General features: G+C 63.2%; 20 protein-coding genes. 14 read left to right on the top strand and 6 right to left on the bottom strand.

Annotated features, from left to right (window positions below; all coding sequences use genetic code 11):
• Nucleotides 1–110 precede the first annotated feature (110 nt).
• The 13 genes from BMI88_RS01195 to BMI88_RS01255 all read left to right on the top strand — a co-directional run bounded on the left by BMI88_RS01195 (nucleotide 111) and on the right by BMI88_RS01255 (nucleotide 12,183).
• Nucleotides 111–1,127 (top strand): DNA-directed RNA polymerase subunit alpha, encoded by a 1,017-nt coding sequence (locus BMI88_RS01195; protein WP_075775948.1) that lies wholly within the window; start codon nucleotides 111–113, stop codon nucleotides 1,125–1,127.
• Nucleotides 1,128–1,267: 140 nt separating this feature from the next.
• A complete protein-coding gene (gene rplQ / locus BMI88_RS01200; RefSeq protein WP_078521789.1) occupies nucleotides 1,268–1,687 on the top strand; it encodes a 50S ribosomal protein L17 in 420 nt (139 codons plus the stop codon).
• A gap of 245 nt (nucleotides 1,688–1,932) precedes the next feature.
• Nucleotides 1,933–2,544 (top strand): autoinducer binding domain-containing protein, encoded by a 612-nt coding sequence (locus BMI88_RS01205; RefSeq protein ID WP_078521787.1) that lies wholly within the window; start codon nucleotides 1,933–1,935, stop codon nucleotides 2,542–2,544.
• 52 nt (nucleotides 2,545–2,596) lie between these two features.
• Nucleotides 2,597–3,187 carry an acyl-homoserine-lactone synthase gene (locus BMI88_RS01210; protein ID WP_078545313.1) on the top strand — a complete coding sequence of 197 codons (591 nt, stop codon included), beginning with the start codon at nucleotides 2,597–2,599 and terminating at the stop codon, nucleotides 3,185–3,187.
• Nucleotides 3,188–3,273: 86 nt separating this feature from the next.
• Nucleotides 3,274–4,590 (top strand): replication-associated recombination protein A, encoded by a 1,317-nt coding sequence (locus tag BMI88_RS01215; RefSeq protein ID WP_078540197.1) that lies wholly within the window; start codon nucleotides 3,274–3,276, stop codon nucleotides 4,588–4,590.
• Between the two features lie 44 nt (nucleotides 4,591–4,634).
• Nucleotides 4,635–5,012, top strand: a complete 378-nt coding sequence (gene crcB, locus BMI88_RS01220) for a fluoride efflux transporter CrcB (protein WP_078545316.1) — start codon at nucleotides 4,635–4,637, stop codon at nucleotides 5,010–5,012.
• Complete coding sequence (locus BMI88_RS01225; protein WP_078545320.1) at nucleotides 5,009–6,049, top strand: RluA family pseudouridine synthase; 1,041 nt, start codon at nucleotides 5,009–5,011, stop codon at nucleotides 6,047–6,049. The genes crcB and BMI88_RS01225 overlap by 4 nt, the downstream gene beginning before the upstream one ends.
• Complete coding sequence (locus tag BMI88_RS01230) at nucleotides 6,046–6,711, top strand: HAD-IA family hydrolase (protein ID WP_078545323.1); 666 nt, start codon at nucleotides 6,046–6,048, stop codon at nucleotides 6,709–6,711. The genes BMI88_RS01225 and BMI88_RS01230 overlap by 4 nt, the downstream gene beginning before the upstream one ends.
• The gene (locus BMI88_RS01235; protein WP_078545326.1) at nucleotides 6,708–7,418 is read left to right on the top strand and encodes an ATP12 family protein; all 711 of its coding nucleotides are present in this window, start codon (nucleotides 6,708–6,710) and stop codon (nucleotides 7,416–7,418) included. Before BMI88_RS01230 ends, BMI88_RS01235 begins: the two co-directional genes overlap by 4 nt.
• 219 nt (nucleotides 7,419–7,637) lie before the next feature.
• On the top strand, nucleotides 7,638–8,654 hold the full coding sequence (locus tag BMI88_RS01240) for an amino acid ABC transporter substrate-binding protein (RefSeq protein WP_078545329.1): 1,017 nt from the start codon (nucleotides 7,638–7,640) through the stop codon (nucleotides 8,652–8,654).
• Nucleotides 8,655–8,791: 137 nt separating this feature from the next.
• Nucleotides 8,792–10,054 (top strand): ABC transporter permease subunit, encoded by a 1,263-nt coding sequence (locus BMI88_RS01245; RefSeq protein ID WP_078545332.1) that lies wholly within the window; start codon nucleotides 8,792–8,794, stop codon nucleotides 10,052–10,054.
• 1 nt (nucleotide 10,055) lies between these two features.
• Nucleotides 10,056–11,375 (top strand): amino acid ABC transporter permease, encoded by a 1,320-nt coding sequence (locus tag BMI88_RS01250; RefSeq protein WP_078545334.1) that lies wholly within the window; start codon nucleotides 10,056–10,058, stop codon nucleotides 11,373–11,375.
• Nucleotides 11,376–11,391: 16 nt separating this feature from the next.
• Entirely contained in the window at nucleotides 11,392–12,183 is a 792-nt protein-coding gene (locus BMI88_RS01255) for an amino acid ABC transporter ATP-binding protein (protein WP_078540191.1), read from the top strand.
• A 131-nt stretch (nucleotides 12,184–12,314) separates the two neighbouring features.
• On the opposite strand, the gene BMI88_RS01260 is transcribed toward BMI88_RS01255, so the two are convergent.
• The 4 genes from BMI88_RS01260 to argB form a co-directional block, all read right to left on the bottom strand.
• Nucleotides 12,315–13,298 (bottom strand): malate dehydrogenase, encoded by a 984-nt coding sequence (locus BMI88_RS01260; protein WP_078540190.1) that lies wholly within the window; start codon nucleotides 13,296–13,298, stop codon nucleotides 12,315–12,317.
• 106 nt (nucleotides 13,299–13,404) lie between these two features.
• Nucleotides 13,405–13,923, bottom strand: coding sequence for a histidine phosphatase family protein (locus BMI88_RS01265; protein ID WP_078540189.1), 519 nt, complete (start codon nucleotides 13,921–13,923; stop codon nucleotides 13,405–13,407).
• On the bottom strand, nucleotides 13,920–14,558 hold the full coding sequence (locus BMI88_RS01270) for a ferredoxin (RefSeq protein WP_078545336.1): 639 nt from the start codon (nucleotides 14,556–14,558) through the stop codon (nucleotides 13,920–13,922). Before BMI88_RS01270 ends, BMI88_RS01265 begins: the two co-directional genes overlap by 4 nt.
• Entirely contained in the window at nucleotides 14,551–15,429 is an 879-nt protein-coding gene (argB, locus tag BMI88_RS01275) for an acetylglutamate kinase (protein WP_078545338.1), read from the bottom strand. Before argB ends, BMI88_RS01270 begins: the two co-directional genes overlap by 8 nt.
• A gap of 149 nt (nucleotides 15,430–15,578) precedes the next feature.
• Between argB and BMI88_RS01280 the strand changes: the two genes are divergently transcribed.
• Complete coding sequence (locus BMI88_RS01280; protein WP_078545340.1) at nucleotides 15,579–16,310, top strand: SDR family oxidoreductase; 732 nt, start codon at nucleotides 15,579–15,581, stop codon at nucleotides 16,308–16,310.
• Between the two features lie 18 nt (nucleotides 16,311–16,328).
• On the opposite strand, the gene plsY is transcribed toward BMI88_RS01280, so the two are convergent.
• Both plsY and pyrC read right to left on the bottom strand, forming a co-directional pair.
• On the bottom strand, nucleotides 16,329–16,937 hold the full coding sequence (gene plsY / locus BMI88_RS01285; protein ID WP_078521757.1) for a glycerol-3-phosphate 1-O-acyltransferase PlsY: 609 nt from the start codon (nucleotides 16,935–16,937) through the stop codon (nucleotides 16,329–16,331).
• Nucleotides 16,938–16,956: 19 nt separating this feature from the next.
• Nucleotides 16,957–18,237: a dihydroorotase gene (gene pyrC / locus BMI88_RS01290; protein WP_078545342.1), complete on the bottom strand. Its 1,281-nt coding sequence runs from the start codon at nucleotides 18,235–18,237 to the stop codon at nucleotides 16,957–16,959.
• Nucleotides 18,238–18,243: the final 6 nt, after the last annotated feature.

Raw genomic sequence — 18,243 nt, forward strand, 5'->3', positions numbered from 1 at the left:
GACGGTCGGGCCGTGCGGATTTCCCGTGCGGCCCGCCCGCATTTTTCGGTTTTATCCTCGGGCGTCCCCGACTTTGGGCATGGGTCTGGGACAGGTATGGAGGCAAACGCATGATCCACAAGAATTGGGCTGAACTCATCAAGCCGACGCAGCTTGAAATCAAGCCCGGCAACGACCCGCTGCGTCAGGCGACGATCGTCGCTGAACCGCTCGAGCGTGGCTTTGGCCTGACGCTCGGCAACGCACTGCGCCGCGTGCTGCTCTCGTCGCTTCAGGGCGCCGCGATCACCAGCGTACAGATCGACAACGTGCTGCACGAGTTCTCCTCGGTCGCAGGCGTTCGTGAAGACGTCACCGACATCGTCCTGAACCTCAAGGGCGTGGCTCTGCGTATGGACGTTGAAGGTCCGAAGCGCCTCTCGATCTCGGCCAAGGGCCCGGGCGTCGTGACCGCTGGCGACATCACCGAGACCGCGGGCATCGAGGTCCTCAACAAGGATCACGTGATCTGCCACCTCGACGATGGCGCCGACCTATTCATGGAATTGACCGTGAACACCGGCAAGGGCTACGTCGCCGCCGACAAGAACCGTCCCGAGGATGCGCCGATTGGCCTGATCCCGGTCGACGCGATCTACTCGCCGGTCAAGAAAGTCGCCTACGAAGTGCAGCCGACCCGTGAAGGTCAGGTTCTGGACTATGACAAGCTGACCATGAAGGTCGAGACCGACGGGTCGCTCTCGGCCGAGGACGCGGTGGCTTTCGCTGCTCGCATCCTGCAGGACCAGCTGTCGATCTTCGTGAACTTCGAAGAGCCGGAATCGGCTGGCAAGCAGGACCAGGACGACGGTCTCGAGTTCAACCCGCTTCTGCTGAAGAAAGTGGACGAACTGGAACTGTCCGTGCGTTCGGCGAACTGCCTGAAGAACGACAACATCGTCTACATCGGCGACCTGATCCAGAAGACCGAAGCCGAGATGCTCCGCACCCCGAACTTCGGCCGCAAGTCGCTGAACGAGATCAAGGAAGTGCTCTCGGGCATGGGCCTGCATCTCGGGATGGAAGTCGAAGATTGGCCGCCGGAGAACATCGAAGATCTGGCCAAGCGTTTCGAAGACCAGTTCTGATTGACGAATTGAGGGGCGTTGGCTAAACGCCCCTCCAATGCCCGGACTGCCGGGGACGATCTGGGTCACAAGACCCCAAGGTGAGCCGGTGACACGCATCGCTGGCCTGACAAAGCAAAACGCAAGATTGGAGAATGACAATGCGTCACGCACGTGGCTACCGCCGCCTCAACCGTACCCATGAGCACCGCAAGGCGCTCTTCGCCAACATGGCTGGCTCGCTGATCGAGCACGAGCAGATCAAGACGACCCTGCCGAAGGCGAAAGAACTGCGCCCGGTTATCGAGAAGCTGATCACGCTCGCCAAGCGCGGCGATCTGCACGCACGCCGTCAGGCGGCCTCGCAGCTCAAGCAGGACCAGTATGTCGCGAAACTCTTCGACATCCTCGGCCCGCGCTACAAGGACCGTCAGGGCGGCTACGTTCGCATTATGAAAGCCGGTTTCCGTTACGGCGACATGGCTCCGATGGCGATCATCGAATTCGTCGAGCGCGATCTGGACGCAAAAGGTGCGGCAGATAAGGCACGCGTCGAAGCCGAAGAGGCTGCCGAGGATTGATCCTCGCGACCGATTTCCCTGCGAAATCAATGAGAATTGCGAAATCCCGCCTATTAGGCGGGATTTTCTTATTTCCGCCTGCATTTTCCCGCATTTCTCACGCAAAAGGTTATTGCGCAGATGATGCGCATTCGCGAGTGTAAGCGCGTGGGCGGGTAGGGACGTAATGTCACTGTCGGAGCGAACTCCGCACGGCGCGAACACTTTTAAGTTGACCGGGTTAATTCCAAACTGTCTAAAAAGATATGTCGATACAGAGCAGAATCGATTTGAAACTTCGTGACTTGGATCGTTTAGCTCCAAGCGGTTATTTTGTTGGGCTGCATATTCGTTTTACGGCGCCTTTGATGACGTTCCAGACTTACGACAAAGCCTGGCTCGATCATTATACCGCAAACGGCTATGTGCTCCGTGACCCTATGACTGCTTGGGGGTTTAGCGAGACCGGCTCAATCCGGTGGAGCGACCCGCGGTTACCCGATCCTTTCCGTCTCTTCGATGAGGCCAAACACTATGGTCTGATCTACGGGGCGACAGTCTCATGCGGCCCGATCCGGTCCCGTACTATCGCAAGCATGGCGCGCGATGATCGGGAATTCGACCTACCCGAGATCGAGACCTTTGAGCTTATCGTGCGCGAATTGCACGACATGACTCAACCGCCTGAGGAACTCACGAGAGCTCAGATCGAAGCCCTGCGCTGTGTTGCTGGGGGTGACCGACACGCGGCGGCGGCCGCGAAACTTGGAATTTCGGAAAGCGCGCTCAAGGCGCGGCTGAATTCTGCGCGCGCAAGACTGATGGCTCGGACGACCGCCGAAGCTATTCAGCGCGCAAAGGATTTCCGCCTGTTATAGTGTTGTTGACCCTCCGCACGGCTGTACTGTGACTAACCTGCAGGAGGAAGACATGCAGACCACTACGCTTTCGTTCACCAATTTTCATAATCACGGTGAGCTTTTCGCAAACATGCTGCGCGCCAGGCGCGAGCTCTTCATTGTCCAGAATAAATGGGATCTCCCAGAAGCGATGGGCATGGAATATGACCAGTATGACACCCCGGCGAGCCGCTGGGTGGTCGTCCATGACGAGTTGGGCAAGGTGCTGGCAGGCAACCGTCTGACGCCCACGACGACGACCTGCGGGATCTATAGCTACATGATCCGCGATGCGCAGCGGGGGCTGCTCGCGACGATCCCGTCCAATCTTCTCTATGACGAAGCTCCGGTCAGCGAGACCGTCTGGGAAAGCTCGCGTCTGTTCGTGTCCCATGACGTTCCGATGGCGATGCGCCGCAAAGTTCATGCGCGTCTCGTGCAGGAAATCGGCAATTCGGCGCGTGAACTCGGCGCAAGTTCCGCCCTTACCCTTCTGAACGCGAATTGGCCGCGTTGGGCGGGTCGGGTTGGCGTGGACATGACTGCGATGGGACCGGTGCTGGAGATCGACGGGATCAAGAACCAGGTCGTATCGATGAACTTTTCCCAAAACCTTCATTAAAGGGATGGGAACGATTAGAGCCCCCGTGCGCCCCACACGCGCGGGGGCTTTTCGTTGGCGGACCGAGACACTAGGTTCACGCCATCATGGCCGACCTATTCGACACGCCCCCCGACCCCAATGCGCCTGCGCCCGAAGCGCCGCGCCCGCTCGCTGATCGCATCCGCCCGAAAACTCTGGGTGAGGTGATCGGTCAGGAACAAGTGCTCGGCCCCGACGGGCCTCTGGGGGCGATGCTGGCTGCAGGCTCGCTCGGATCGCTGATCCTCTGGGGGCCGCCGGGTGTCGGCAAGACTACCATCGCGCGACTGCTGGCCGATGCCTCCGACCGCGCCTTCGTCCAGATTTCCGCGATCTTCACCGGCGTGCCGGAACTGCGCAAAGTCTTTGAGGCCGCCAAGCTGCGGCGCGGGCAGGGCAGGGGAACGCTCCTCTTCGTCGACGAGATCCACCGCTTCAACAAGGCGCAGCAGGACAGCTTCCTGCCGCATATGGAAGACGGCACGATCATGCTGGTGGGCGCCACCACCGAGAACCCGAGCTTCGAGCTGAACGCCGCTGTGCTCAGCCGGGCGCAGGTCATGGTGCTGGAGCGCCTCGACCTCGCCGATCTCGAACGCCTCGCACAGCGCGCCGAGAAGGCGCTCGGTCGTCCACTGCCGCTCAGTGGCAAGGCGCGCGAGGCGCTGCTGGAAATGGCCGACGGCGACGGCCGCGCGCTTCTCAACCTGATAGAGCAGGTGGCGGCGTGGAAAGTCACCGGTACGCTCGACACCGACGCCCTATCGACCCGACTGATGCGCCGCGCGGCGAAATACGACAAATCCGGCGATGAGCATTACAACCTGATCTCGGCGCTCCATAAATCCGTGCGGGGTTCGGATCCGGATGCGGCGCTCTATTGGTTCGCGCGGATGCTGGAGGGCGGCGAGGACCCGCGCTATCTCGCGCGGCGCTTCGTCCGCATGGCGGTCGAGGATATCGGGCTGGCCGACCCGCAGGCCCAGACCCATGCGCTCCATGCGTGGGAAATATACGAGCGGATCGGCTCGCCCGAGGGGGAACTGGCTTTGGCGCAGACGGTGATCTACCTCGCGCTCGCCCCGAAATCCAACGCGGGCTACGTTGCCTATAAAGGTGCGCGGGCGCAGGCGCAGAAGACCGGATCGGAGCCGCCGCCCAAACATATCCTCAACGCCCCGACCAAGCTGATGTCCGAACAGGGCTATGGCGCGGGCTATGCCTATGACCACGACGCCGAGGACGGCTTCTCGGGGCAGAACTACTTCCCCGACACGATGAAGCGCCCGGTCCTCTACCAGCCGGTCGAGCGTGGCTTCGAGCGCGAGTTGAAAAAGCGGGTCGACTGGTTTGCCAAGCTGCGTGAACAGCGCAAATCTTGACATTCAGGCCTGTGAACGCTCTTAGGGCGCCAAAGGAGACAGCGATGCTTTCTACGATTTTGCAGGTCGCGCTAGGCGGCGCGATGGGTGCATCGGGGCGCTACCTCGTCGGCGTCGGAATGATGCGCAGCTTCGGCGCGCAGCCTTTCCCGCTGGGCGTCATTACGGTGAACATCCTCGGCTCGTTCCTGATGGGCGCGCTCGTGGTGTTCCTCGGTGACAAGCAGCTGACCCATTGGAACGCCTTCCTCGCGACCGGCTTTCTCGGGGGCTTCACCACTTTCTCCTCTTTCTCGCTCGAAGCCTATCGCTTGATCGAGAAAGGTGATGTCACATTGGCAGTCAGCTATATCGGACTGTCGGTCGGCGCGGGGCTTCTGGGCCTTGTCGCTGGCATTCTATTGATGAGGGCCATGCTATGAGCGGCGTCCAGCATATCACCGTCACCGAAGACGAGGGCGAACAGCGCCTCGACCGGTTCCTGAAAAAGCGTTTCCCGCATCTGTCTCAGGGCATGATCGAAAAGTTCTGCCGCAAAGGCGATCTGCGCGTGGACAAGGGTCGGGTGAAGGCCAATTCGCGCGTCGCGCCAGGGCAGAAAATCCGCGTGCCGCCGATCCCCGATTCCGCGCCCGCGCCGAGGACCGAGGGCATTTCGGAGGAGGATGCGAAATTCATCCAGAGCTGCGTGCTCTGGAAGGACGAGCATATCATCGCGCTCAACAAACCGCCGGGGCTGCCCTCTCAGGGCGGCTCGGGGCAGGGCAATCGCCATGTCGACGGGCTGAGCGAGGCGCTGAAATTCGGCTACAAGGACAAGCCGAAGCTGGTGCATCGCCTGGACAAGGACACCTCCGGCGTTCTGCTGCTCGCGCGCACCGACCGCGTCGCGCGCCGCCTGTCCGAGGCGTTCCGCGGCAAGACCACGCGCAAGATTTATTGGGCGGCCGTCGCGGGCGCGCCCGAACCGAAGACCGGCACGATCCGCTTCGGTCTGGTGAAAGCGCCGGGTCACGGGCGTGGTGGCGAGGGCGAGAAGATGATCTGCATCCATCCCGCCAAGGTCGACAAGACCGAAGGCGCCAAGCGCGCGACCACCGATTACTTCACGCTCCACATCCTCGGCCAGCGGGTCAGCTGGGTCGCGCTGGTGCCGATCACCGGGCGCACCCACCAGCTGCGCGCGCATATGGCCGAGATCGGCAGCCCGATCATCGGCGACGGCAAATACGGTGGCTCGAGCCAGGAGAACATGGGCGACGGCTGGGGCGCGCAACTGGGTGGCGAGATTTCCCGCAAGTTGCACCTGCACGCCCGCCAGATCAGCTTCGACCATCCGGTCAGCGGCAAGCGTATCACGCTGACCGCGCCACTGCCCGAGCACATGAAGCGGACCTGGGATCTGCTGGATTGGCACGAGAAAGATGTGCCTGCCGACCCGTTCGAGGACCTCGCATGAAGCTCGCGATCTTCGACGTCGATGGCACGATCTCGGATAGCCAGAACCACATCACCCACGCGATGACGATTGGGTTCGAGGCGGCGGGTCTGCCGGCCCCGTCGGCCTCCGCCGTGTTGCAGATCGTCGGTCTGTCGCTGCCGCTCGCGGTGGCGCGGCTTGCGCCGGAGCACGATGCCGAGACGCAGGCGCGTATCGTCGAGGGCTACAAGCAAAGCTACAAGACTGCGCGCGCGGCTTCGCCCGCGCCGCTCTATCCCGGGGCCGAGGCGCTGCTGCGCAAGCTCGCCGCGCGCGACGACATGCTGCTGGCGGTCGCCACCGGTAAATCTCGCCGCGGCCTTCGCGCGCTGATCGAGCATCACGGTCTGGACGGGCTCTTCGTCAGCCAGCAGACCGCCGACGATCACCCCTCGAAGCCGCACCCGTCGATGATCGGCGCGGCGTTGAGCGAGGCGGGCGTGGATGCAAACGACGCGGTAATGATCGGCGATACCAGTTTCGATATCGAGATGGGCCGCAGCGCGGGCGTCGCGACGATCGGCGTGCGCTGGGGCTACCACGCGCCGCACCTGCTCGAAGCGGCGGGCGCGCATCAGATGGTCGACGATTTCGACGGGCTGGAAACGACACTTCTGGATCTGTGGGAGATGAGCGCATGAGCGAATGGGCGGCCAAGCGGTTCTGGACGGAAACCACCGTCACCGAGCACCCCGAGGGGTTCGGCGTGGCGCTGGACGGACGTGCGGTGAAGACGCCGGCGAAAGCCGCGCTGACCGTGCCGACCCGTGCCTATGCCGAGGCTATCGCGGCGGAATGGGACGCGCAGGACGGCGCGATCAAACCCCATACGATGCCCGTCACCCGCTCTGCCAATGCGGCGATCGACAAGGTGGCGCATCAGCATCCCGAGGTCGTCACCCATGTCTGCGAATTCGGCGGCACCGATCTTCTGTGCTACCGCGCCGAGGCTCCGACGGAACTGGTCGAGCTTCAGAGCGCGAAATGGGATCCGCTGCTGGAATGGGCGGCGCAAACCTATGGCGCGGAGCTGAAGGTCACGACGGGAATTCTGCCGGTGGACCAACCTGCGGACCATCTAGCGCGACTGGAGGCGGAGGTGGCAAACCTCGACCCCTTCGCGCTGGCGGCTCTACATGATCTCGTGGGCATCACGGGCTCTCTCGTCCTCGGGCTGGCGGTAACACGCGGCAGGCTCTCGGCCGAGGAAGCATGGGAAATTTCGCGGCTCGACGAGGACTGGCAAATCGCTCAATGGGGCGATGACGAAGAGGCGGCGGAGATCGCTGCACACAAGCGCGAGGCGCTGTGTGACGCGGCTCGAATCTGGGCGCTCACCGAAAGATGACCGTTGCGGATTCTCTCGCCGCTTATTGACCTGCCAAAAGCATCATCACTTGCTGATGATTTACGCAGGGGCCCTCACGAATTCCGGAAACTAGCCTTGACCTTCTTTGATCGGATGGACCAAACTTTCGTTACTCCGTGTCATGGAGACACGATCGACCAGGTCTGTGAGGGACCAAGAACCGCTCTGTCAGAGCGGCGATAACAGGAAGAGGTAAAAATGAAGAAATCCGTCTTTTTCGGCGCGCTGACGGCTGCGACGCTGACTGCCGGTCTGGCTGGCGCGGCCACGCTCGATGACGTGAAATCGCGCGGAGAGCTGATCTGCGGCGTGAATACCGGTCTCGTCGGCTTCGCCGCGCCGGATGCCAACGGTAACTGGTCCGGCTTCGACGTCGCGGTCTGCCAGGCCGTCGCCGCCGCTGTGCTGGGCGACCCCTCGAAGGTTAAATACGTCCCCACCTCGGGCCAGACGCGCTTCACCGCGCTCGGTTCGGGCGAAGTGGACCTGCTGGCACGCAACACCACCTGGACCTTCTCGCGCGACACCGACCTGAAGCTCCAGTTCACCGCGACCAACTACTACGACGGTCAGGGCTTCATGGTCCGCAAGGATTCGGGCGTGACCTCGGCCAAGGAACTCGACGGTGCGTCGATCTGTATCCAGACCGGCACCACGACCGAGCTGAACCTCGCCGACTACTTCAAGGCCAACAACATGTCCTATCAGCCGATCACGGTTGATTCGAACGCCGAAGGCGAACAGCAGTTCCTCGCCGGCGCTTGTGACGCCTACACGACCGACGCGTCGGGCCTCGCAGCCACCCGCGCCGCTTTCGCGAACCCTTCCGACTACGTGATCCTGCCGGAAATCATCTCGAAAGAGCCGCTGGCTCCGGCCGTCCGTCAGGGCGACGATCAGTGGACCGACATCGTCCGCTGGACCGTCTTCGCGCTGATCGGTGCTGAAGAATACGGCGTGACCTCGGCCAATATCGACGAGCTGGCCAAAGGCACCGACAACCCGGAAGTCAATCGCCTGCTCGGCACCGAGGGTGACCTCGGCGCGATGATCGGCCTCGACAAGGACTGGGCCGTCAACGCCATCAAGGCCAACGGCAACTACGGTGAAATCTTCGCCGCGACCATCGGCGAACAGACCCCGATCGGTCTGGCCCGTGGCCTGAACGCTCAGTGGACCCAAGGCGGTCTGATGTACGCTCCTCCCTTCCGCTAAGAAGGGCCCGGCAGGGGCGCGGTTCAATCCGCGCCCCTGTTCCGTTTTCAAGAGACCGTGCGTAGGGGAGACATCCCCGCAATGGCCCGTAAGAATGGCCTGACAAAAATAACGACGCGGCAACAGGGGAAATAAGAATGACAAGCGCGCCCGACGCGCCGGAGCAGGGCTTCCGGCTCAGCCAGCTTATCTATGACACGCGTTATCGCTCCCTGACCATTCAGGTGGTCGTCTTCATCCTCGTGATGGGCGGCGCGGCATGGCTGGTGGACAATGTGATCCAGAACCTCAACGACCTCGGGAAGGATTTCAATTTCTCCTTCCTCGGGCAGAGGGCCGGTTACGATATCGGCAACGCGACTATTCCGTATAACAACGACATGAGCCACGGCCGCGCGCTGCTGGTCGGTCTGATCAACACGCTCTGGGTGTCCTTCCTGGGCTGCGTCGCCGCGACGATCATCGGGATCTTCGTGGGCGTGCTGCGCCTGTCGAAGAACTGGCTCGTGGCGCGGCTGATGACTGTCTATGTCGAGGTCTTCCGCAACATTCCGGTGCTGCTGTGGATCCTGGTGGCGATCGCGCTGCTGACCGATGTGGCCCCGTCGCCCAACGCCTATAAGGTGAATCAGCAGACGGGCGAGGCACAGGCCTCGATGCTGCTCGACTCGGTCGCTTTCACCAATCGCTACACCGCGATCCCCTCGGTGCATTTTGATCGCTCGCTCGGCTCGCTCGACACCGCGCTTGCACCGATCTCGCTCAACTTCCTTGCGCTGGTGATCGTGCTGATCGGTTCGATCTGGGTGAACAAGCGGATGCTGACCCACGCCGCTAAAGTGCAGGAGTCGACCGGGGTCCGACCTACAATGTGGTGGAAGAGCGCGCTCGTGCTGATCGCGCCAGTCGTCATCCTCGCCATTGCGCTCGGGATTAATCCCGAGGAGCCGCAGATCAAGGGCTTCAACTTCGTAGGCGGCACGAACGTGTCGAACTCCTTCGTGGCGCTCTGGCTCGGCCTGTCGCTCTATACGGCGGCCTTCATCGCCGAGATCGTCCGCGCCGGTATCCTCGCCATCTCGAAAGGCCAAACCGAGGCCGCCTTCGCGCTGGGTCTGCGAGCCAATCGCACGATGAGCCTCGTGATCCTGCCGCAGGCGCTGCGGGTCATCATCCCGCCGCTGATCTCGCAATATCTGAACCTGACGAAGAACTCCTCGCTCGCGATCGCCGTGGGCTATCTGGAACTGCGCGGCACGTTGGGCGGTATCACCCTGAACCAGACCGGGCGCGAGCTTGAGGCGATCACGCTGATGATGCTGATCTACCTCGCGATCTCGCTGTCGATCTCGGGCGTGATGAACGTCTACAACAATCGCGTGAAGCTGAAGGAGCGGTGAGATGAGCGATACACAAGCCCATTCCGTCGCCTATGTCCGCGACACGATGCTGCCGCAGCAGCCTGCCCCCGCAGGGCAGTCCGGTGCGGTTCAATGGCTGCGCGAGAACCTGTTCTCGGGCTGGCTGAACACATTGCTGACCCTTCTGGGCGTGGCGGTAATCTACACGCTGGTCATGCATTTCCTTCCCTGGTTCCTGCATGGCGTCTGGGACGCCAACTCGATCAAGGAATGCCGCACGATCATCACCGACCGTTACGGCGAAGGCGCGACCGGCGCCTGCTGGGCGGTGATCCGCGAGCGTTGGCACCAGTTCATCTTCGGCTTCTACCCGCCGGAACTGTACTGGCGTCCGATCCTGACCTTCCTGCTGCTCTTCGTGGCGGTTGGTCCGCTTCTCTTCACCTGGGTCCCGCGCGCGCTGGCCTGGTTCACGCCGGTCTACCCGTTCCTCGCCGTGTGGCTGCTCTGGGGCGGCTCCGGCTGGACGCCGATCATGATCTTCGCAGGCTTCGTGCTGGGCGCGGCGATTCTGTTGCTGCTGTCACCGCGGCTAGGCTCGATCATGGCGTTCTCGATCGGCGCTTTGGTCGCGATCCTCTACTTCCTTTTCGTGGTGGGCCCGCTCATCGACGGGTTGCAGGCGATCCTGCCCTGGGGGCTGGAATCGGTGGACTCCGCCAAGTTCGGGGGCTTCCTGCTGGCGATCACGCTGGGCGTGGGCGGCATCATGATGTCGCTGCCGCTGGGGATCGTGCTCGCGCTCGGGCGGCAATCGGACATGCCGCTGGTCAAAGGCTTCTCTGTGGTCTTCATCGAGTTCATCCGCGGCGTCCCTCTGATCACGCTGCTGTTCGTGGCCTCGCTGCTGCTGAACTACTTCCTGCCGCCGGGCACGAATTTCGACATCATCCTGCGAGTGATGATCCTCGTGACCTTCTTCGCTGCGGCCTATATCGCCGAGGTGATCCGCGGCGGTCTCGCGGCACTCCCGCGTGGCCAATACGAGGCGGCGGATGCGCTGGGGCTCGATTACTGGAAGGCGCAGCGGCTGATCATCCTGCCGCAGGCGCTGAAGATTTCGATCCCGGGCATCGTTTCCACCTTCATCGGCATGTTCAAGGATACGACGCTGGTCGTGTTCGTGGGTCTCTTCGACCCGCTCAAGGGCATCCCGGACTTCATCCGCGCCGACTTCAACTGGAAAGGCATCTACTGGGAGCCCTTCATCTTCGTCGGCGCCATCTTCTTTATCCTGAACTTCGCCATGTCGCGCTACTCGATGTCTCTCGAGCGTCGACTGCAGCGTGATAACCATTAATCGGGGACTAGACACAATGACCGAACCGCAATTCGAACGTCAGGTCGACCGCAGCCATATGCAGGTCTCCGACGAGGTCGCGATCCAGATCGAGAACATGAACAAGTGGTATGGCCAGTTCCACGTTCTGCGCGACATCGATCTGACCGTGCAACGTGGCGAGCGTATCGTCATCGCCGGGCCCTCGGGCTCGGGGAAATCGACGCTGATCCGCTGCATCAACCGTCTGGAGGAACACCAGGCGGGCAAGATCGTCGTCGACGGGATCGAGCTGACGAACGACCTGAAGAACATCGACAAGGTCCGCCGCGAAGTCGGCATGGTGTTCCAGCACTTCAACCTGTTCCCGCATCTGACCATTCTCGAGAACCTTACGCTGGCCCCGATCTGGGTGCGCAAGACGCCCAAGAAGGAAGCCGAAGCGACGGCGATGCATTACCTCGAGAAGGTGAAAATCCCCGAGCAGGCCGACAAGTATCCCGGCCAGCTTTCGGGCGGTCAGCAGCAGCGTGTGGCGATCGCGCGCTCGCTGTGCATGAAGCCGCGGATCATGCTGTTCGACGAACCGACCTCGGCGCTCGATCCGGAGATGATCAAGGAAGTGCTCGACACGATGATCGAGCTGGCCGAAGAGGGGATGACCATGCTCTGCGTGACCCACGAGATGGGCTTCGCGCAGGCGGTGGCGAACCGGGTGATCTTCATGGCCGACGGTCAGATCGTCGAGCAGAACAACCCGCACGACTTCTTCAACAACCCGAAATCCGAGCGGACCCAGCAGTTCCTGAGCCAGATCCTCGGACACTGAGGCAGGGCCGGGGGCAAAGGCTGGGGGTTTCACACCCCCAGACCCCCGTGGGATATTTCCGCCAAGGCGAAGAATTAAAAAAGGGGCGGCGCGAATACTCGTGCCGCCCCTTTTCTATATTCAAGTCCGATTTAAAGCAGGTCGGAAACCGCTTCGCGCTCTTCTTCCAGTTCGCCGACGGTGCGCGCCATCATCTCTTTCTGGAAATCGTTGAATTCCAGACCTTCGACGCGCTCGTAATGACCGTCCTTGCAGATCACCGGCAGGCCCACCATCAGCCCTTCGGGGATGTCGTAGAGGCCGGTCGACGGCACGGCCATCGACACCCATTTGCCGTCGGTCCCGTGGATCCAGTCATACATGTGATCGATCGCGGCATTGGCGGCGGAGGCAGCCGAGGACGCGCCACGCGCTTCGATGATCGCCGCGCCACGGGTGGCCACCTGCGGGATCAGCGTCTCGCGATACCAGGTCTCGTCGCCGATGATCTCGGAGAGCTTGCGACCCTTCGCTTCGGCTTCGGTCCAGTCGGCGAACATGGTGGGCGAGTGGTTGCCCCAGACCACGAAGCGCTCGATGTCGTCGACATGCAGATCAGCCTTCGAGGCGAACTGCGTCAGCGCGCGGTTATGGTCGAGCCGGATCATCGCGGTGATGTTCTCGGTCGGGAAGTTCGGCGCGTTGGCTGCGAGGATCATCGCGTTGGTGTTGGCCGGGTTGCCGACGACCACGCATTTCGCGTCGCGCTTGGCGGCCTTGTCGAGCGCTTCACCCTGCACGCGGAAGATCTCGGCATTGGCCGACAGCAGGTCGCGGCGCTCCATGCCTTTGGTGCGCGGGCGCGAGCCCACGAAGAACGCGGCATCGATATCGGTGAAGGCGGTCACCGGATCATCGGTCACAACGGTGCCGGCGAGCAGCGGGAAGGCGCAGTCTTCCAGCTCCATCACCACGCCACGCACCGCGTCGAGCGCCTGCGGCAGGTCCAGAAGCTGCAAGATCACCGGCTGATCGGGACCGTAGACATCCCCCTTGGCGATGCGGAACAGCAGCGCGTAGCAGATCTGACCGGCAGCCCCGGTGACGGCGATGCGTTTCGGCGTTTGAGCGGACATGGAAACCCTCCTGTGATGATTACGCCAGAGAGATAGGGCACAGGCGCGCGGCTGGCCATAGAAAACCGTGCCCTAACGTCACGATCACGGGAGGGAAAAGCCGTGTTCAGCCCCGCCGGGTCGGCGTGAAGAAATCGAGCACCGATCCCTGACCCGGCTGCACTTCGTCCCAGCTGTCGATCTGGAAATCGACGATCAGCGTGGCGCAGGTCGGGAAGCGGCGGAAATCGGGGTCGTGCAAGGCGCGTGCAGGCAGGCGATGGGCGAATTCCGCGATGCCCGGGTTGTGGCCCAGCATCATCACGGTCGGCGCCGTAGCGGTCCGCAGGACCTGCAGCATCATCTCGGGGGCTGCGTGGTAGAGATCCTCGACATAGCTCACCTCCGGCCGCGTCTCGATCACCGCGCGCTCCACGCGGTCCCATGTCTCGCGGGTGCGCGTCGCCGAGGAGCAGAGCACCTCTTCCGGCTCCAGCCCGCGCGAGGCGAGGAAATCGCCCAATTCGAGCGCAGCCGCGCGTCCGCGCGCATTGAGCGGGCGATCACGATCTTCCATCGCCGGGTCGTCCCAGCTGGATTTGGCATGGCGGGTCAGGATCAGGCGGCGATAGCCGAGCGGTGTCATGGGTGGAACTGCCTCATATGCCATGCGGATTGCTGAGGCAGCCTGCCATAGCTTTCACCTGCCGGGCAAGCGCGTCTTGCAAGACAGCCGTGATCGCGACAGGCCGCGCCTTCGGGGCGGTCGAGATGCGCATGACAGCTTTCCGTGTCGTAACCGTCGGGTTTGAGCGCATCGACCGGGCAGGCGGTGGCGCAGGGCGCGGGGCATCCGACGCAGGGATTGGCGGCGGGCGCGGGCAGGGGAAGCAAGCCAGGCAGGGCCAGCGCGCCCCGCACCGAAGCCCAGAGGCCCATATGCGCATGGCACATCAGGTGGACCGGCGAGGCGAAGCTTTGTCCGCTTTTCACGGCCCAGCTCACGAAAGGCTGCCAGGGCGGGCCGGTGAAGGGGAAAAGCGCGCGGGCTTCAAATTGCCGTGCGAGGGTGCCGATGACCCGCGCAGACCAGCGGTCGAGCGGATCGGGCGCGTCCTCGGCGAATTCCGGCTGAGCGGTGACGTGATCCCAGAAACCCGGCTCGTCGGGCGAGATCAGCGCGATCGTCTCAGCATCCTCATGCAACAGCCCCGACACGAAGAGCCGGTGCGGGGCCAGCGCCGCGGCGAGGGCCGCGATTACCGGCGGCGTCTCACTCACTGCGCGGTTTCACGCGCGGCTCGGTCGAGCGGATCATCGAGCCCGCCCCATGTTCGGTGAACAGCTCCAGCAGGCAGGCATTGGCGACGCGCCCGTCGACGATGACCACCGCGCGCACGCCCTCTTCGACCGCTTTCAGCGCGGTCTCGACCTTCGGGATCATGCCGCCCGCGATGGTGCCGTCTTCGATCAGGGCGGTCACGTCCTCGGGGGTGAGCTGGGTCATCACCTCGCCCGCCTTGTTCTTCACGCCCGCCACATCGGTCAGCAGCAGCAGGCGATCGGCGCGCAATGCGCCCGCGATGGCGCCAGCTGCGGTGTCGCCGTTGACGTTGAAGGTCTCGTTATCGGCCATGCCGGTCGCGACCGGGGCGATCACCGGGATCATGCCCGCGTTATAGAGGTCGCGGATCACCTGCACGTTCATCTCGACCGGGCGCCCGACGAAGCCCAGTTCGGGATCGTCCGCCTCGCAGACCATCAGGTCGTCATCCTTGCCGGAGATACCGACCGCGCGGCCACCCTGATCGTTGATCGCCTGCACGATGCGCTTGTTGACGAGGCCCGAGAGGATCATCTCGACCACCTCGACGGTGGCCTTGTCGGTCACGCGCTTGCCGCGCACCCACTGGCTCTCGATGCCGAGCTTGCCCAGCATCTCGTTGATCATCGGCCCGCCGCCATGCACTACGACCGGGAAGATGCCGACCTGACGCATCAGCACGATATCGCGGGCGAAATCGGCCATCGCCTCTTCGTCGCCCATCGCGTTGCCGCCGAATTTCACCACGACCACCGCGCCGGAATAGCGTTGCAGGTAGGGCAAGGCTTCCGAGAGGGTGCGGGCGGTGGCGATCCAGTCACGATCCATGGTCTGCTTTCTCATCTGGCTGGTCCTCGGGCAGGGTGGTCCCATCTTGCTAGACCGTTCGCGCCGGGTTTGGAAGGGCGCAATCGGGGCCGTTGCGCTCGGAACAAAACCGACTAGGGTCGGGAGCGCGCTGACGGGGAGTTCGAGTAATGGATGATCGCAAAGTAATGCTGCTGACGGGGGCGAGCCGGGGCATCGGCCACGCCACGGTGAAACGCTTCGCAGCCGAAGGGTGGCGCGTCATCACCTGTTCGCGCCAGCCTTTCCCCGAGCAATGCCCGTGGGGCGGCGGGCGCGAGGATCACATCCAGGTCGATCTCGCCAAGCCCGACGAGGTGATCGACGCGATCGCCGATATTCGCAGCCGGATCGACGGGCAGCTGCATGCGCTGGTGAACAATGCAGGGATTTCGCCGAAAGGGCCCGAGGGCGAGCGGCTCAATACGCTCGACACCGATCTGCGCACCTGGGGGCAGGTCTTCCACGTCAATTTCTTCGCCTCCATCGTGCTTGCGCGCGGGCTGGTCGAGGAACTGTCGGCGGCGCAGGGCGCCGTGGTCAACGTGACCTCCATCGCAGGGCTGCGGGTGCATCCTTTCGCGGGGGCCGCCTATTCAACATCGAAAGCTGCGCTGAAGGCGCTGACGCGCGAAATGGCGCATGATTTCGGGCCATTGGGCGTGCGCGTGAACGCGATCGCGCCGGGCGAAATCGAAACCTCGATCCTCAGCCCGGGCACCGAGAAGATCGTCGAGAAGCTGCCGCTGCGCAGGCTCGGTCAGCCGTCGGAAGTGGCGGATGTGATCTGGTTCCTGTGCTCGGATGCGTCGAGCTACGTCACCGGCACCGAAATCGAGGTGAACGCGGGCCAGCACGTCTGAGGCCGCGTCCGGGACGGATCAGGTCTTCTTGCCGATCTTCGGCTCCGTGCCCATCGCGAGGCGCGCGATATTGGTGCGGTGCCGCCAGAAGATCAGCACCGACAGGCCCGCCGCCAGCATCATCAATTCGCGATAGCCGAGGAAATAGGCCAGCGGCACCGTCGCCGCCGCCGAGACCAGCGCCGCGAGCGAGGAAATCCGCGTCAGCAGCGCCGTGACCAGCCACACGGCGCAGGTCGCAAGGCCGACGGGCCAAGCCAGCGCGATCATCGTGCCGAGGAAGGTCGCAACCCCTTTGCCGCCCTGAAAGCGCAGCCAGACCGGATAGATATGGCCGATGAAGGCCGCCGCGCCTGCCACTTGTGCGGCGGTTTCGCCCAGCGTGTAGCGTGCGATGAGAACCGCAATCGCGCCTTTGCCGCTATCGAGGAGCAGGGTCGCAAGGGCCGCGCTCTTGCTGCCGGTGCGCAAGACATTCGTCGCGCCGATGTTGCCGGAGCCGATCTTGCGCAGGTCGCCCAGTTTGAAAAGCTTGGTGATAACGAGCCCAAACGGCACAGATCCGAGCAGGTAGCCCAGTGCAGCCACCAGCCCGAGCCATGCTGACCCGTTCTCAATTCCCGGCATAAGCCTGCCCTCGCCTCATTTATGAGTCGTTATTGTTGTTATAAACCTGCACCCCTGCGACGAATGTGGCAAGCGTTTTGCCTTCCATTCGAGCAGTATCGAAGGGGGTATTCTTTGATTTTGAGCGCAATTTAAACCTGTCGAGCACGAAAGGCGCATCTGGATCGAAGAGAACGAGATCGGCCGGAGCCCCCTCGCAAAGCCGCCCCTGCGGCAGTCCCAGACGCTTCGCCGGGTTCAGAGACATCGCCCGGAACAGCTGCGGCAGGGTCAGCTGACCAGCATGGTAAAGGCGCATCGCGGCGGGCAGGATCGTCTCGAGCCCGACCGCGCCGGAGGCCGCTTCCTCGAAGGGCAGGCGCTTGGATTCCTCATCAGCGGGCGTATGCAGCGAGCAGATCACGTCGATCGTGCCGTCAGCCACCGCCTCGATCACCGCGAGCCGGTCTTCCTCGTCGCGCAGCGGCGGCGTCAGCTTGAAGAAGGTCCGGTAATCGCCCACGTCGAGCGCGTTGAGCGTCAGGTGGTGGATCGAGACCCCGGCGGTCACATCGAGCCCGGCTTCTTTCGCGCGGCTCAGCGCGGGCAGGGCCTTCGCGGTGGTGATCTGGTCGGCGTGATAGGCGAGGCCCGTCATCTCCACCAGCGCCAGATCGCGGTCGAGCCCCATCCGCTCGGCCATCGGGGATACGCCCGGCAAACCCCGCAGCGAGGCGAATTTGCCCGAAGTCACCGCGGTGCCTTTCGACAGGACCGGCTCTTGCGGATGGCCGATCACCAGTGCGCCCAGATGGGCCGCATAGGTGAAGGCGCGTTGCAGCACCTTGGTCTGATCCGAGACGCGGGTGACATCGGTGAAGGCCACCGCGCCCGCATCTTTCAGAAAGCCGATCTCGGTCATCTCCTGCCCGTCGCGGCCCTTGGTCAGCGCCGCCATATGCAGGATACGCACCGGCGCATCCGCCGCGCGACGGGTGACGAATTCCAGCGTCTCGGGATTGTCGATGGCGGGCTGCGTGTCGGGACGGGCGATGATGGTTGTCACGCCCCCGGCTGCGGCGGCCAGCGCCGCCGTGCGGAAGCTTTCCATGTGGCGCTCGCCCGGCTCACCGATCTTCACGCCCAGATCGACGATCCCGGGCGCGAGGTATTTGCCGCCGCAATCGATCACCTCGGCATCGGCGGGGGCGGACATATCGCCGATCGCCGCGATCAGGCCTCCGTCGATCACCACGTTTCCGGTGGTTTCGGTCAGCGCTTCGGGGTCGATCAGTTTGGCATTTTCGAGGAATAGGGTCATGCGTCG

The organism is Thioclava sp. F36-6 (assembly GCF_002020305.1).
GTDB lineage: Bacteria > Pseudomonadota > Alphaproteobacteria > Rhodobacterales > Rhodobacteraceae > Thioclava > Thioclava sediminum.

Coding starts and splice junctions, on each gene's coding strand:
- BMI88_RS01195 (WP_075775948.1), top strand. CDS start 111: ATGATCCACAAGAATTGGGCTGAACTCATCAAGCCGACGCAGCTTGAA.
- rplQ (WP_078521789.1), top strand. CDS start 1,268: ATGCGTCACGCACGTGGCTACCGCCGCCTCAACCGTACCCATGAGCAC.
- BMI88_RS01205 (WP_078521787.1), top strand. CDS start 1,933: ATGTCGATACAGAGCAGAATCGATTTGAAACTTCGTGACTTGGATCGT.
- BMI88_RS01210 (WP_078545313.1), top strand. CDS start 2,597: ATGCAGACCACTACGCTTTCGTTCACCAATTTTCATAATCACGGTGAG.
- BMI88_RS01215 (WP_078540197.1), top strand. CDS start 3,274: ATGGCCGACCTATTCGACACGCCCCCCGACCCCAATGCGCCTGCGCCC.
- crcB (WP_078545316.1), top strand. CDS start 4,635: ATGCTTTCTACGATTTTGCAGGTCGCGCTAGGCGGCGCGATGGGTGCA.
- BMI88_RS01225 (WP_078545320.1), top strand. CDS start 5,009: ATGAGCGGCGTCCAGCATATCACCGTCACCGAAGACGAGGGCGAACAG.
- BMI88_RS01230 (WP_078545323.1), top strand. CDS start 6,046: ATGAAGCTCGCGATCTTCGACGTCGATGGCACGATCTCGGATAGCCAG.
- BMI88_RS01235 (WP_078545326.1), top strand. CDS start 6,708: ATGAGCGAATGGGCGGCCAAGCGGTTCTGGACGGAAACCACCGTCACC.
- BMI88_RS01240 (WP_078545329.1), top strand. CDS start 7,638: ATGAAGAAATCCGTCTTTTTCGGCGCGCTGACGGCTGCGACGCTGACT.
- BMI88_RS01245 (WP_078545332.1), top strand. CDS start 8,792: ATGACAAGCGCGCCCGACGCGCCGGAGCAGGGCTTCCGGCTCAGCCAG.
- BMI88_RS01250 (WP_078545334.1), top strand. CDS start 10,056: ATGAGCGATACACAAGCCCATTCCGTCGCCTATGTCCGCGACACGATG.
- BMI88_RS01255 (WP_078540191.1), top strand. CDS start 11,392: ATGACCGAACCGCAATTCGAACGTCAGGTCGACCGCAGCCATATGCAG.
- BMI88_RS01260 (WP_078540190.1), bottom strand. CDS start 13,298: ATGTCCGCTCAAACGCCGAAACGCATCGCCGTCACCGGGGCTGCCGGT.
- BMI88_RS01265 (WP_078540189.1), bottom strand. CDS start 13,923: ATGACACCGCTCGGCTATCGCCGCCTGATCCTGACCCGCCATGCCAAA.
- argB (WP_078545338.1), bottom strand. CDS start 15,429: ATGGATCGTGACTGGATCGCCACCGCCCGCACCCTCTCGGAAGCCTTG.
- BMI88_RS01280 (WP_078545340.1), top strand. CDS start 15,579: ATGGATGATCGCAAAGTAATGCTGCTGACGGGGGCGAGCCGGGGCATC.
- plsY (WP_078521757.1), bottom strand. CDS start 16,937: ATGCCGGGAATTGAGAACGGGTCAGCATGGCTCGGGCTGGTGGCTGCA.
- pyrC (WP_078545342.1), bottom strand. CDS start 18,237: ATGACCCTATTCCTCGAAAATGCCAAACTGATCGACCCCGAAGCGCTG.